The sequence below is a fragment of the Mycobacterium sp. NPDC051804 genome, from assembly GCF_044452905.1.
Taxonomy (GTDB): Bacteria; Actinomycetota; Actinomycetes; order Mycobacteriales; family Mycobacteriaceae; genus Mycobacterium.
Genome location: NZ_JBITCD010000008.1, coordinates 1 through 13,422, shown reverse-complemented (window position 1 = coordinate 13,422; position 13,422 = coordinate 1). Strand labels below are relative to the sequence as shown.

General features: G+C 65.5%; 12 protein-coding genes. 6 read left to right on the top strand and 6 right to left on the bottom strand.

Translation table 11 applies throughout. From position 1 onward, the window contains the following. A complete protein-coding gene (argH, locus tag ACIA48_RS28935; protein ID WP_396739565.1) occupies positions 1-1,413 on the top strand; it encodes an argininosuccinate lyase in 1,413 nt (470 codons plus the stop codon). Here the strand turns inward: argH and ACIA48_RS28930 are convergent. Together ACIA48_RS28930 and ACIA48_RS28925 are read right to left on the bottom strand one after the other, a co-directional pair. Next, a complete protein-coding gene (locus ACIA48_RS28930) occupies positions 1,410-2,195 on the bottom strand; it encodes an alpha/beta hydrolase (RefSeq protein ID WP_396739563.1) in 786 nt (261 codons plus the stop codon). The two genes, argH and ACIA48_RS28930, sit on opposite strands and share 4 nt — an antisense overlap. A gap of 62 nt (positions 2,196-2,257) precedes the next feature. Continuing rightward, positions 2,258-4,006, bottom strand: coding sequence for an ABC-F family ATP-binding cassette domain-containing protein (locus ACIA48_RS28925; RefSeq protein WP_396739561.1), 1,749 nt, complete (start codon positions 4,004-4,006; stop codon positions 2,258-2,260). Between the two features lie 139 nt (positions 4,007-4,145). Here ACIA48_RS28925 and ACIA48_RS28920 point away from each other — a divergent pair, with 139 nt between their 5' ends. The 3 genes from ACIA48_RS28920 to ACIA48_RS28910 all read left to right on the top strand — a co-directional run bounded on the left by ACIA48_RS28920 (position 4,146) and on the right by ACIA48_RS28910 (position 8,014). After that, positions 4,146-7,106: an acyl-CoA synthetase gene (locus ACIA48_RS28920; RefSeq protein WP_396739559.1), complete on the top strand. Its 2,961-nt coding sequence runs from the start codon at positions 4,146-4,148 to the stop codon at positions 7,104-7,106. A 102-nt stretch (positions 7,107-7,208) separates the two neighbouring features. Next, positions 7,209-7,793, top strand: coding sequence for a hypothetical protein (locus ACIA48_RS28915; RefSeq protein WP_396739558.1), 585 nt, complete (start codon positions 7,209-7,211; stop codon positions 7,791-7,793). An 8-nt stretch (positions 7,794-7,801) separates the two neighbouring features. Then, a complete protein-coding gene (locus ACIA48_RS28910; RefSeq protein ID WP_396739557.1) occupies positions 7,802-8,014 on the top strand; it encodes a Trm112 family protein in 213 nt (70 codons plus the stop codon). On the opposite strand, the gene ACIA48_RS28905 is transcribed toward ACIA48_RS28910, so the two are convergent. Genes ACIA48_RS28905 through ACIA48_RS28895 form a run of 3 tightly spaced genes read right to left on the bottom strand, consistent with a single transcriptional unit; the run spans position 7,997 to position 10,142 of the window. Continuing rightward, positions 7,997-8,611 carry a TetR family transcriptional regulator gene (locus tag ACIA48_RS28905; protein WP_396739556.1) on the bottom strand — a complete coding sequence of 205 codons (615 nt, stop codon included), beginning with the start codon at positions 8,609-8,611 and terminating at the stop codon, positions 7,997-7,999. The genes ACIA48_RS28910 and ACIA48_RS28905 overlap by 18 nt on opposite strands. A 5-nt stretch (positions 8,612-8,616) precedes the next feature. After that, positions 8,617-9,444: an ABC transporter permease gene (locus ACIA48_RS28900; protein ID WP_396739554.1), complete on the bottom strand. Its 828-nt coding sequence runs from the start codon at positions 9,442-9,444 to the stop codon at positions 8,617-8,619. After that, positions 9,387-10,142 carry an ABC transporter ATP-binding protein gene (locus ACIA48_RS28895; protein WP_396739552.1) on the bottom strand — a complete coding sequence of 252 codons (756 nt, stop codon included), beginning with the start codon at positions 10,140-10,142 and terminating at the stop codon, positions 9,387-9,389. Before ACIA48_RS28895 ends, ACIA48_RS28900 begins: the two co-directional genes overlap by 58 nt. Positions 10,143-10,202: 60 nt before the next feature. Between ACIA48_RS28895 and ACIA48_RS28890 the strand changes: the two genes are divergently transcribed. Next, on the top strand, positions 10,203-10,814 hold the full coding sequence (locus ACIA48_RS28890) for a DNA-3-methyladenine glycosylase (protein WP_396739550.1): 612 nt from the start codon (positions 10,203-10,205) through the stop codon (positions 10,812-10,814). A gap of 11 nt (positions 10,815-10,825) precedes the next feature. Here ACIA48_RS28890 and ACIA48_RS28885 read toward each other — a convergent pair whose 3' ends face one another. Beyond that, positions 10,826-11,527 (bottom strand): class I SAM-dependent methyltransferase, encoded by a 702-nt coding sequence (locus ACIA48_RS28885; protein ID WP_396739549.1) that lies wholly within the window; start codon positions 11,525-11,527, stop codon positions 10,826-10,828. Positions 11,528-11,625: 98 nt separating this feature from the next. Between ACIA48_RS28885 and tyrS the strand changes: the two genes are divergently transcribed. Beyond that, positions 11,626-12,912, top strand: a complete 1,287-nt coding sequence (tyrS, locus tag ACIA48_RS28880; protein ID WP_396739548.1) for a tyrosine--tRNA ligase — start codon at positions 11,626-11,628, stop codon at positions 12,910-12,912. The last annotated feature ends 510 nt before the right edge of the window (positions 12,913-13,422 follow it).

The window sequence follows — 13,422 nt, the reverse complement described above, 5'->3', positions numbered from 1 at the left end:
ATGAGCACCAACGAGGGCTCGCTGTGGGGCGGCCGGTTCGCCGACGGCCCGTCGGACGCCCTTGCGGCGCTGAGCAAGTCGACGCACTTCGACTGGGTGCTGGCGCCGTATGACATTGCCGCGTCGAAGGCGCATACACGGGTACTGTTCCGTGCCGGTCTGCTCACCGAGGAACAGCGCGACGGCCTGCTCGTCGGTCTGGACAACCTGGCCTCCGATGTCGCCGACGGCAGCTTCGGGCCTCTGGTCACAGATGAGGACGTGCACGGTGCGCTGGAGCGCGGGCTGATCGACCGGGTAGGCGAGGACCTGGGCGGACGACTGCGCGCCGGCCGGTCGCGGAACGATCAGGTGGCGACGCAGTTTCGGATGTGGCTGCGTGACGCCGTCCGGCGGGTCGCCGATGGCGCGCTCGGGGTTGTGTCCGCGCTGGCGACCCAGGCCGCGGCGCACCCGACCGCGATCATGCCCGGCAAGACGCATCTACAGTCCGCCCAGCCGATCCTGTTGGCGCATCATCTGCTTGCGCACGCGCATCCGCTGCTGCGCGACGTCGACCGGCTGGTCGACTTCGACAAGCGAGCCGCAGTGTCGCCGTACGGATCCGGGGCGCTGGCGGGGTCGTCGCTGGGGCTCGATCCCGATGCGATCGCCGAGGAACTCGGCTTCGATGCGGCGGCCGACAACTCGGTTGACGCCACGGCATCGCGAGACTTCGCCGCCGAGGCTGCCTTCGTGTTCTCGATGATCGGTGTCGATTTGTCTAGGCTCGCCGAGGACATCATCCTCTGGAGTACAACCGAATTCGGATATGTCACCCTGCACGACTCCTGGTCGACCGGTAGCTCGATCATGCCGCAGAAGAAGAACCCCGACATCGCCGAGCTGGCGCGCGGCAAGTCGGGCCGGCTGATCGGCAACCTCACCGGCCTACTCGCGACATTGAAGGCGCAGCCGCTGGCGTACAACCGGGACCTGCAGGAGGATAAGGAGCCGGTGTTCGACTCCGTTCTCCAACTCGAACTGCTGCTGCCCGCGATGGCCGGCCTGGTCGCAACTCTGCGATTCGACGTCGACCGGATGGCTGAATTGGCTCCGCTGGGCTACACCCTGGCGACCGACGTCGCCGAATGGCTTGTGCAGCGGGGAGTTCCGTTCCGCGTGGCACACGAGGCCGCGGGAGCCGCGGTGCGGGCGGCCGAAGCCCGCGGCGTCGGCCTCGAAGAGCTCGAGGACACCGAGCTCGCCGGTATTCATCCGGAGCTGACGTCGCAGGTCCGTGAGGTTCTCACCATCGACGGGTCGGTGAACTCACGCGACGCCAGGGGAGGCACCGCCCCGATCCAGGTCGCGAAACAGCTCGGCGTCGTGCGCGAGACAGCCGACAGGCTGCGGCTCAGGTTACGCCGCTAAAGGCCTTGTTCCCCAAGCCAGGACAGGATCCGTTGCGCAACGGCCTGCCAGTCGGGTTCGAGCATCATGTTGTGTCCCATGCCGGGAAAAAACTCGGCGTTGGTTCGATACGCCCGGGCGGTCGCAGCCACCTCTTCGGGAATGAACGCACCGTCCTCGGACGCACCGAGAACCAGCAGCGGGGCGGACACTGCATCCGCGCGTACGCGATCCCTGGTGAGCATCTGCCTCATCGCGAGCGCACTTTCCGGTTGCAGCCGCGCCATGCATTTGTCGACGATATTCTGCGGAGTCTGCCTACAGAACAGGTGTCCGCGCACCAATCGGGGCGTACGCACGACATCGTGGGTGCTGCCAAAAGTGTTCGACTTGAACACCGCCCACGGATGGCGGCGCATCATGCGGATCGATGCTTCGCGTACGCCGTGTGGTGGAGCTGAAGCCATCAGAACGCCCGCCGGCGCATCGCATGTCGAAAGATATTGCTGCACTACATAGCCGCCCATTGAGTGACCTATGACCACCGGCGGCCCGTCGAGGAGGTCTGCGGCGGCCCGCACGTCATCGACGTAGTCCGAGATGGTGCAGGTGTTCAAGTGCTGCTCGGTCACGCTATTGCCGTGTCCGCGCAGACTGACGGCGACCGCACGAAACCCATTCTCGGCGAAGAAATCCAGGAAGTGATCGTTCCAGCACCAGGCGGCGTGCCAGCCACCGTGCACAAACAGCAGCGGCACCGGATGCTCGGTGCTGCCGCGACCCTTGTCGATCAGCTCGAGCACGGGTGTCGACGCTACGCGGTCGCCGCTGGACGCGGGCGATTTCTCGCTCGACGGTTTTTCACTCAGTCCTCGGCGGCGGCCAGCCAGGCCTCTTCGAGAGATTCCTTGCGCGTCAGCATGTCTTGCAGCTCGGCGTTGAGTTCACCGGCCCGCACGTGATCGGCGGCCGCCTCGGCCATCGATTCGTGCACCGCCGCGATCCGCTCGTCGAGCTTGGTGAGTTGACCTTCGATGCGCGCCATTTCCTTGCCCGCCCGCCGTTCCCGCGCCGACGCCGACTCGCTGCGCTGCGGTTCGGCTCGCGCCGGCTCTGGGGGTGCGGCGGCCGCGCGCTCCGACAGGTACTGCTCGATACCGCCGGGCAGCAGGTCGCACCGTCCGCCGCCGGTGAGCGCGTACGTGACGTCGGAGACTCGCTCGAGAAAGTACCTGTCGTGCGTGACGACGATGAGCGTGCCCGGCCAGCCGTCGAGGTAGTCCTCGAGCACGGTCAGGGTGTCGATATCCAGATCGTTGGTCGGCTCGTCGAGCAGCAGCACATTCGGTTCGTCGAGCAGCAACCGCAGGAACTGGAACCGACGCCGCTCGCCGCCCGACAGGTCCGCCAGCCGCGTCGTCAACCTGTCGCCGGTGAACCCGAAGTCCTCGAGCAGCGTCGACGCGCTGACCTCCCGGCCACCCGCCAGTTCGGTTGTGCGGCGGGATCTTTCGACTGCGTCGAGTACGCGGTCGCTTGGGTCCAACTCCGTCAGCGCCTGGCTCAGGTGGCCGATCTTGAGCGTCTTGCCCTGTTTGAAGGTTCCGGCGGAGGGAGTGAGCTCGCCGGCCAACAGCTTCAGCACGGTCGTCTTTCCGGTGCCGTTCACGCCGACGAGCCCGATGCGGGCGCCAGGTCCGATCGACCAGTCCAGCTTGTCGAGGACCACCTTGTCGCCGGCCTCGAGGCGCACGCGGTGCAAGTCGAAGACGTCCTTGCCCAACCTGGCCGTCGCGAAGCGTTGCAGCGCAAGCGAATCCCGCGGCTCCGGTTCGTTGGCGATCAAGTCGTTGGCAGCCTGGATGCGGAACTTCGGCTTCGACGTCCGCGCCGGCGGCCCGCGCCGCAGCCAGGCCAGTTCCTTGCGCATCAGATTCTGCCGACGTGCTTCGACCCCGGCGGCCAGGCGCGCACGTTCGGCGCGGGCCAGCACATAGGCGGCGTATCCGCCCTCGTACGCGTCGACGGTGCCGTCGTGCACCTCCCACGTCTTGGTGCACACCGCGTCGAGGAACCAGCGGTCGTGGCTCACCACCACCAGCGCCTTGGCGCGCCGCGTATTCAGGTGCTGCGCCAGCCAGCCGATCACCTCGACGTCCAGATGGTTGGTGGGCTCGTCGAGCACGAGCACGTCGTGACCCGCGATCAGCTCGGTCGCCAGCGCCACCCGTCGTCGCTCACCGCCGGACAGCCGGCCGACCTCGCTGTCGAGGTCGACGCCGGACAGAAGATGCGAGACGACGTCGCGGGTGCCGGGTTCGGCCGCCCAGACGTGGTCGGGCCGGCCCCCGACGATCACGTCCCGCACGGTCGCACCGCCGAAGTCGTCGCTTTGGCGCACATAGCCCACCGACAGTCCCGAGGTATGGGTCACCCGCCCGGAGTCGGGCTTTTGGGTGCCCGTCAGCACCTGCAGCAGCGTCGTCTTGCCGTCGCCGTTTCGACCCACGACCCCGATCGCGTCGCCCTCATCGACCCCGAGGCTGACGGCGTTGAGCAGTGTGCGGGTGGCGTACGCGACGCTCGCGCGCTCCACGTTGATCAGATTCGCCATCGCGCCCGATGATAGGTGGCCCGTTGGGGGCCAAGTGCTGGCGCAAGTGCACCCTGCCGATCTTGACGGCCGCCCAGCAGCGCTATGCCATGATTGCGGCAGCAGTCGGGGGATTGGCGAGCTAGGGGAGCGTGCGTTGGTGGACCTGTCCGGATTGACCCGACCAGTGGGACGACTGGTCGCCACCGCGCAAAACGGGCTGGAAGTCCTGCGCTACGGAGGCCTGGAGACCGGCGCCGTGCCGTCTCCGTTCCAGCTCATCCAGAGCGTGCCGATGTACCGGTTGCGGCGGTACTTCCCGCCCGATGCCAGACCCGGAGCAAAGCAACCCGGGCCGCCGGTGCTGATGGTGCACCCCATGATGATGTCGGCCGACATGTGGGACGTCACCCGCGAGGACGGCGCCGTCGGCATCCTGTACCGGGCGGGCATCGACCCATGGGTCATCGATTTCGGGTCGCCCGACAAGGTCGAGGGCGGCATGGACCGCAACCTGGCCGACCACGTCGTCGCGCTGAGCGAAGCCATCGACACCGTCAAAGAGGTGACCGGCCGCGACGTCCACTTGGCCGGGTACTCCCAGGGCGGCATGTTCGCCTATCAGACCGCCGCCTACCGACGGTCCAAGGACCTCGCCAGCATCGTGGCGTTCGGATCACCGGTCGACACCCTGGCGGCGCTGCCGATGAACCTGCCGGCCAGTCTCGCGCCCGCCGCCGCGGACTTCATGGCCGACCACGTTTTCAGCCGCATGGACATCCCGGGCTGGCTCGCGCGCACCGGGTTCCAGATGCTCGACCCCATCAAGACCGCGCAATCCCGTATCGATTTCCTGCGCCAGCTGCACGACCGCGAAGCGTTGCTGCCCCGCGAACAACAACGGCGATTCCTGCAATCCGAAGGCTGGATCGCATGGTCGGGACCCGCGATCGCCGAACTACTCAAGCAGTTCATCGCCCACAACCGCATGATGAGCGGCGGCTTCTCTATCCACGGCGACCTGGTGACCCTGTCGGACGTCGACTGCCCGGTGCTGGCCGTCATCGGCGAGGTGGACGACATCGGTCAGCCGGCCTCGGTCCGTGGGATCAAACGGGCGGCCCCGAAGGCGGATGTCTACGAATTTCTCATTCGTGCAGGACATTTCGGGTTGGTAGTCGGCTCCAAAGCGTCGACGCAAACGTGGCCTGCAGTGGCTCAGTGGGTCAAGTGGATCGACAGCACCGGCGATATGCCCGAGGGCGTCACACCGATGCCACTGCAGCCCGAGGAGCCCAACGAGACCGGCGTTTCGCTCAGCTCGCGAGTGGCCCACGGCGCGAACGCCGCGACCGAAATGGCGTTCAGCCTGGCCCGGTCGGCCGCCGACGCGGTTGTCGCCGCCAACAAGTCCGCGCGTGCAATCGTCGTCGAGACGTACCGCACCCTGCCGCGCCTCGCGCGGCTGGGCCAGATCAACGACCACACTCGGATGTCGCTGGGCCGGATCATGTCAGAACAGGCCCGCGATCTACCCAACGGCGAGGCGTTGCTGTTCGACGGCCGGGTCCACACCTACGAGGCGGTCGATCGCCGCATCAACAACGTTGTCCGCGGCTTGATCGAAGTCGGAGTGCGGCAGGGCGCGCACGTCGGAGTGCTGATGGAGACCCGCCCAAGCGCACTGGTCGCGATCGCCGCACTGTCCCGCCTCGGCGCCGTCGCGGTGCTGATGCCGCCCGACGCTGACCTGGTGACCGCCGCCCGATTGGGCGCGGTATCCGAGATCATCACCGACCCCTCCAACATGGAGGCCGCGCGCCAACTCGACATGCGGGTGCTGGTCCTCGGCGGTGGTGAAGCGCGCGACCTGCACCTGCCCCAAGACGCCGACGTCATCGATATGGAGAAGATCGATCCAGACGCCGTCGATCTGCCAGGCTGGTACCGCCCGAATCCAGGACTGGCGCGGGATCTCGCGTTCATCGGATTCAGCTCGATCGGTGGGGAATTCGTCGCGCGGCAGATCACCAACTATCGCTGGGCGCTGTCGGCCTTCGGTACCGCATCGGCCGCGAACCTCGGACGTGGCGACACGGTCTACTGCCTGACCCCGCTTCATCACCAATCCGGGCTGCTGGTCGCGCTCGGTGGCGCCGTCGTGGGCGGATCCCGTATCGCGCTGTCGCGCGGTCTGCGTCCGGACCGGTTCCTCCAGGAGCTTCGGCAATACGGCGTCACCGTCGTCTCCTATACCTGGGCGATGCTGCGCGACGTCATCGACGACCCGTCCTTCTCCCTCACTGGCAGTCACCCCGTCCGGTTGTTCATCGGCTCCGGCATGCCGACCGGACTGTGGAAGCGCGTGACCGACGTCTTCGAACCCGCGCAAATCGTCGAATTCTTCGCGACCTCGGACGGGCAGGCGGTGCTGGCCAACGTCTCGGGCGCCAAGGTCGGTAGTAAGGGCAGGCCGCTGCCGGGCAGTGGTGAGATCGCGCTGGCTGCCTACGACCCCGAGGACGACTTGATCCTCGAAGACGAGCGCGGATTCGTGCGGCGGGCAGAGGTCAACGAGGTGGGTGTCCTGCTCGCGCATCCGCGGGGGCCCGTCGACCCGACGGCGTCGGTCAAGCGCGGCGTTTTCGCGCCCGCGGACACGTGGGTGTCCACCGAATACCTGTTCCGGCGCGACGACGACGGCGACTATTGGCTGGTCGACAGCCGCGGCGTGGTGATCCACACGCCGCGCGGTGTCGTGTTCGCCGCGACCGTGAACGACGCGGTGAGCCGTCTGGATGCGGTCGACCTGGCAGTCACCTACGGGGTCGAGGGTGACGGCCACTGCTTCGCCGTGACCGCGATCGCCCTGCGACCAGGCGGCACCGTCGCGTCGGCCGATCTGTCGGAAGCGCTCGCGGATCTGCCGGTCGGCAATTCGCCCGATTTCGTCTACGTGGTGCCCGAGATGGCCCTCAGCGCGTCGTTCCGTCCGATCGTCACCCCGCTCCGGGACGCCGGGATCCCCAAAGCGGCTCGTAACGCCTGGTATTTGGACGCCGATACGAATCGGTACAAGCGTTTGACCGTCGCGATGCGCGCCGAGATCGCTGGTGGGTGACGGTGACGACCGTGCCGTGCGGTCGTCGCGCTGTTAGGCTCCCGCTGGCGGCAAGTCGCCACCGGGCCGGGGAGATCCGTGGTCTATCGCGCTGGAGGGTTGATGACATCGGAGAACGGTAAAGCCCACGTTGACTGGCGTCGCGCCATCGTTGGCGGGGTGCTCGCCGTAGGCCTGATGTCCGGATTCGGTGTTACGACGGCCTACGCCCAGCCTGATTCGGATGCCTCGAACACGGCATCTGACACCCGGGCGCCGGGGGAGAACTGCACCGGCGACGACTGCAAGAAGCCGATCGAGGGTCAGCCCCAAGCGGCGGGCGACGAGCAGGTCACGATGACCGCCGACCAGGCGCTCATGATCATCCACAACGAGTACAACCTCGGCGATGGCGGCGGCCAACTGTCGACGCTGATCGACGACGTCATGAAGATGCGCGCCCAGGGCTTCAAGCCGTCGAATGCGAACAAGCTGGCAATCCAGGACGCGCTGGACGACCGGCCGAACCAGACCCCGCTCGTCGAGGCGCTGAAGGCGACCCTTGCGTATCAGCGCAAATTGCAGGCACAGCAGCAGATGGCCGCTCAACAACAGGGGCCGGTCGCCGGTCCCGTACCAGTCCTCCCCGGTGGGTCGTCCGTGCAGGCGCCGGCCGGACCCGGCACCATGACCATCCCGCTGGGCTGACGCGACCCGTGCTCGACGACAAGCTGCTGAGCATCCTCGTCTGCCCCGAAGACCGCGGTCCACTGCTCTTGGTGGGCGACGAATTTCTCTACAACCCTCGGCTTCGGCGTGCGTATCGGATCGAGGACGGTGTGCCGGTCCTGCTGATCGGCGAGGCCGTCACGGTGACCGACGACGCCGAACACACCCGGCTGATCGAGCGGTCAGGTGAAGCCGGGTAGCTCCCCGGTGAGGTAGCGCTGCAGGTTCGGGCCGATGGTCTCGGCGATCTGCTCGACCGGCAGCGATTTGAACGGATCCAACTCCAGGATGTAGCGCGCCATCACGACGCCGACCAATTGCGAGGCGACGAACTGGACCCGGACCGGTCCGGTGCCCGGGGGATTATCCACGCGCGAGCCGACTTCCTTGGCGATGACCTCTTGCAGGAACGAGCGGACGAGTGAGGGGTCATTGCCGGCCAGGATCGATCGCAGGGTGGCGATGAACCCCTTACCCATCTCGGAGTCCCACAGCGGCAACAGAAGCCGTGGAAGCGTGTGGCCGATCTCCTCAACCGGAATCTGCTGTAGTGGCCCGATGATCTGCATCGGATCGATGGGAATGTGGATGGCCGCGGCGAACAGCTGTGTCTTGGTTCCGTAGTAGTGGTGGACGAGCGCAGGGTCCACGTCGGCATCCGCGGCGATCGCGCGGATCGATGTCTTGTCAATTCCATTGCGGGCAAACAACTCCCGCGCGCTGGTGAGGATGCGCTCACGGGTGTCGGACGCCCCGGGCGGTCGCCCGGGACGCTTGCGCTCTGCGTTGGTGGTCAAGGCCGTTACGGTGTCCTTCGTCGTAGCGTCGCCGCGGCCAGGCACAACGCCACGACGGCGAAGCCGATGACCACGGCGATGTCCCGCACCGCGATGAAGGTCGGCTCGGCGTACGCACCGACCTGTTGCAGCGCTTCCAGAGCGTAACTGGCCGGCAACACGTTGCTGATCCATTGCAGCCAATCGGGCAGCACGTGGCGGGGCACGATGATGCCGCACAGCAGCAGCTGTGGCGCGATCACCAGCGGCATGAACTGCACGGCCTGAAACTCGGTGCGGGCGAATGCACTACACAGCAGGCCCAGTCCGACACCGAGGACCGCGTTGATGATCGCGATGAGGAACACCAAGATCGGGCTGCCCGCGGTGTCCAGGCCGAGGAACCAGAAGGACACGATGCACGCCAGTGTCGCCTGCGCGGCGGCGGCGATCGAGAACGCGGTGCCGTAGGCGGCCAGCAGGTCCAGGCGGCGCAGGGGAGTCGTCAGAATTCGTTCCAATGTGCCCGAAACCCGTTCGCGCTGCATGGTGATCGACGTGATCAGGAACATCACGATGAGTGGAAAGACACCGAGCATGATGAGGCAGGCGTTGTTGAACGGCGACGGTGCGCCGGGCGGATGCGGCGCGTTCTGGAACATGAAGTACATCAGCGTGATGATGAGGCTCGGGACGACGAGGATCATCGCCACGCTGCGGTGATCGGCGGCGAGCTGGCGCAGAATTCGCGTGGTGGTCGCAATATACGCCTGCGGGCTCAGCCGGTTCGGACTCTTCAGGCTGCGGTGCTGTGCCGGATGACGGACAGGAACGCTTCCTCCAGTGACTGACATCCTGTGTCCTCTCGTAGCTTGGTGGGTGTGGTGTGTGCGAGGAGGTGACCCTCGCGCATCAGCAGCAGGTCGCCGCAGTGATCGGCTTCGTCCATGACGTGGCTGGACACGAGCAATGTCGTGCCTTGTCGGGCGAGCCGGTGGAACTGTTCCCACAGGTCGACTCGCAACACGGGATCCAGGCCGACGGTGGGTTCGTCGAGCACCAGGAGGTCGGGGTGCGAAACCAGCGCGCAGGCAAGTGAGGCGCGGGTGCGTTGGCCACCGGAAAGGTTGCCGCACAACGCGGTTCGGTGATCATCTAGGCCGACGGCGGCGACCGCCTCGTCGGCAGCGGTGGCGTCTACTCCTATCAACGCTGCGAAGTACCGGACGTTGTCGATGACCCTCAGATCGTCGTAGATCGTCGGATTCTGGGTGACGTAGCCGACCCGGTGCCGCAGCTCCGCCGAACCGGCCGGATGGCCCAGCACGGTGACGGTTCCCTTATCGATGATCTGTGTGCCGACGACGCTGCGCATGAGCGTGGTCTTGCCGCATCCGGACGGGCCGAGCAGTCCGGTGATCGTGCCCCGCGCTATCTGGACCGAGATGTCGTCCAGCGCGACGCGCTTACCCCGGATGACCCGCAGGTTCTCGATGTCTATCGCGACGTCAGCGCCGGGATTTCGTAATTCACCATTTGATGAACTCATCATGCGATGAATAATCCTCCCCGCTGGTAGTCGTGTCAAGGGCGCCGGGCAGAATCGCTTCCGATGAGTGCCCGACGGTTATCCGTGGATCCGCTGACGGCGGCTCGGCGATTGCTCGGCGCGACCCTGGTCGGCCGCGGTGTCAGCGCGATGATCGTGGAGGTCGAGGCGTACGGCGGCCCCGAGGATCAACCCTGGCCCGATGCCGCGGCGCATTCGTATCGGGGTGTTGGAGGGCGCAACACCATCATGTTCGGTCCCGCTGGACGGCTGTACACCTACCGCAGCCACGGCATTCACGTCTGCGCGAACGTCGTGTGCGCGACCGATGAGGTGGCGGGTGCGGTACTGCTGCGGGCGGCCGCCATCGAGTCGGGACCCGATGTGGCGCAGGGGCGCCGCGGCGAATTGGTCCGCCCGGCAGCACTGGCGCGCGGCCCTGGAAACCTCTGTTCCGCCATGGGAATCACCATGGAGGACAACGGGATTGACCTCTTCGACTCGAAAAGTCCGATCCAGCTGATGCTGGGGGAGAAGCGCGACGGCGTCGCCGGCCCGCGTGTCGGTGTCAGCAAGGCCGCCGATCGTCCCTGGCGCTTGTGGCTGGCCGGGCGTCCCGAAGTGTCGCTCTATCGCCGCAGCCCGCGGGCACCGACTCCCGGCGAAAGTGACTAGTGCGAGCGGGCTTACACCACCGTACGAGGCTGTGTGGCGCTGAACAGCGCGACTTTGCCAACCATCGTCGTGGTGAATTGCTCGAAATTTGTGTCTAGCGCCTTCTGCAGACCGGCAAGGTCGTCTGTGTCGTTGTGGAAGGTGCCGGATGCGTTGAACCGGGCCATCGTTCGCCTACCCAACCAGTTGTGGCGGACACCCCGGCCCAGGATCGTGGACCCGAAAAACACACCATCTTCTGAGAGGGCTGCGGCAATGTGACGTATCGCCAATGACTTGGTTTCCCAGTCGCCAGGGATGCAGTGGAACACGTAATTGGCGGCAATGGAGGCGTACTTCTCGGCTGAGGGAATCGGCGAAAAGATGTCGGAGTTGATCAACACCGGTGACAACTTGCGCAGGCGCCGACTCGCGGTCGCAAGGCTGTCAGGGCTGAGGTCGAGGAGGGTGACTTTCGGGTTCTGGCAGGGAAACGCAGCGTGCTGCAGGTACCAACCTGTGCCCGGCCCGACGTCGAGGTGATTGCAGCGGATGTGCTGGTCGTAATGACGAAGAAGACGACGCCGGGGACAGCGCCACAGAAACCGGTTGTTGAACCTCAAGACGTAGAGGTTGTAGATAAACAGCCCCCGCGCGTTGTAAAAGGCCGCTCCTTTGCGAATCTCCCCTTGATTGGGCAGCGGCGGCGTCATGCGGTGCTGGCTCTCTTCCATCGGCGAAGTAGCTCATCCGCGATGCTAGCGGCAGCTTTGCGAATTAGGTCCGAGCACCGGCTATGGCGATGCCGCCCCGGTACGGGAAGATCGTTCGCGTGACGTCTAAGGACACGCCGAACATTCTCGATGAGCTTGAGTGGCGCGGGCTGATTGCGCAGTCCACCGATCGGGACGCGTTGGCCACTGAACTTGCCGCAGGGCCCGTCACCGTCTATTCCGGTTTCGATCCGACCGCGCCGAGCCTGCATGCCGGACACCTCATCCCGCTGCTGACTCTGACCCGGTTCCAGCGGGCAGGGCATCGTCCGATCGTGCTGGCAGGCGGCGCCACCGGCATGATCGGCGACCCGCGTGACGTCGGCGAACGCACGCTCAACACTGCCGACACGGTCGCCGAGTGGGCCGAACGGATACGTGGTCAGCTCGAGCGCTTCGTCGAGTTCGACGATTCGCCCACCGGTGCGGTGGTGGAGAACAACCTGACCTGGACCTCCGAGATGCCTGCCATCGAATTCCTCCGCGATGTCGGGAAGTACTTCTCCGTGAACGTGATGCTCGACCGGGACACTGTGCGGCGCCGGCTCGAGGGCGATGGCATCTCCTACACGGAGTTCAGCTACATGCTGTTGCAGGCCAACGACTTCGTGGAGCTTCACCAGCGCTACGGCTGTGGACTGCAGATCGGCGGATCCGATCAGTGGGGGAACATCATCGCCGGTGTTCGGCTAGTCCGTCAGAAGACGGGTGCGACGGTGCACGCGCTGACCACACCGCTGGTCACCGACTCGGAGGGTCAGAAATTCGGTAAGTCGACCGGGGGCGGCAGCCTCTGGCTCGACCCGGAGATGACCAGTCCGTACGCCTGGTACCAGTACTTCGTGAACACCGCCGATGCGGACGTCATCCGCTACCTGCGATGGTTCACGTTCCTTTCGCCCGAGGAGTTGGCCGAGCTGGAGGAGGCGACGGCCGAACGTCCGCATGAACGTGCTGGGCAGCGACGGTTGGCGCGGGAACTGACGAATCTCGTTCACGGACAGGCAGCGACGGAGTCGGTCGAGCACGCCAGCCAGGCCTTGTTCGGCCGGGGCGAGCTCACCCAGCTGGATGAGGCGACCCTGGCCGCTGCGCTGCGGGAGGCCTCGGTCACCGACCTGACTCCCGGTGGACCAGATGCGATCACCGATCTGCTGGTGGCCAGCGGTTTGTCGGCGAGCAAGGGCGCGGCACGTCGCACCATCGGTGAGGGCGGGGCGTACGTCAACAATGTCCGCATCGAGAGTGAGGAGTGGGTGGCGCAGCCGTCGGACTTCCTCCACGGTCGCTGGTTGGTGCTGCGCCGCGGCAAGCGGAATATCGCCGGCGTCCAACGCGTTGGATAGTTCGTCGGGCTTAGAGGCCCGGCCAAATATCGATGTCGACATCCGGGAACAAAGTCCTCGGATGGCGCGTTGAACCCCATGAACTACGAGTCGACGCACAGCCGTGCGCACGGTGGTACGGAAGTCCAAAAACCCGCCCCATCAGCCCATTTGACTCTGAGTTTTCCCTCTTGTAACTTATTGCTTCGTCGCTGCGACACGGGCTAGGGCCCGGCGAGCGCGGCGACTCCCAGAGGGAAGTCCCAATTTCGGTTGGGTTCCTGAACGTCCGCACTACGAGTACGCGGCTTTTAGCCGCGGGCTAGTTGCGCGGCCGTGCGGGTGTGTTGTTTGAGAACTCAATAGTGTGTTTGGTGGTTTTTGTTTGTTGTTTTTTGGCCTGCCTCTTTTTCCCGTTTGGGGTGGGTTTTTTTTCGATGCCAGTTTTTGGTGTCTTGTTTGGTTTCAGATTTTTCTGATTCGAATTCCACCTGTCTGTTGATGGGTTGTTTTTGTTTGGAGAGTTTGATT

Excerpts from the sequence above, each read along its gene's own strand:
- ACIA48_RS28890 (WP_396739550.1), top strand. The coding sequence starts at position 10,203 with ATGAGTGCCCGACGGTTATCCGTGGATCCGCTGACGGCGGCTCGGCGA.
- ACIA48_RS28885 (WP_396739549.1), bottom strand. The coding sequence starts at position 11,527 with ATGGAAGAGAGCCAGCACCGCATGACGCCGCCGCTGCCCAATCAAGGG.
- ACIA48_RS28915 (WP_396739558.1), top strand. The coding sequence starts at position 7,209 with ATGACATCGGAGAACGGTAAAGCCCACGTTGACTGGCGTCGCGCCATC.
- ACIA48_RS28895 (WP_396739552.1), bottom strand. The coding sequence starts at position 10,142 with ATGATGAGTTCATCAAATGGTGAATTACGAAATCCCGGCGCTGACGTC.
- ACIA48_RS28900 (WP_396739554.1), bottom strand. The coding sequence starts at position 9,444 with ATGTCAGTCACTGGAGGAAGCGTTCCTGTCCGTCATCCGGCACAGCAC.
- ACIA48_RS28925 (WP_396739561.1), bottom strand. The coding sequence starts at position 4,006 with ATGGCGAATCTGATCAACGTGGAGCGCGCGAGCGTCGCGTACGCCACC.
- argH (WP_396739565.1), top strand. The coding sequence starts at position 1 with ATGAGCACCAACGAGGGCTCGCTGTGGGGCGGCCGGTTCGCCGACGGC.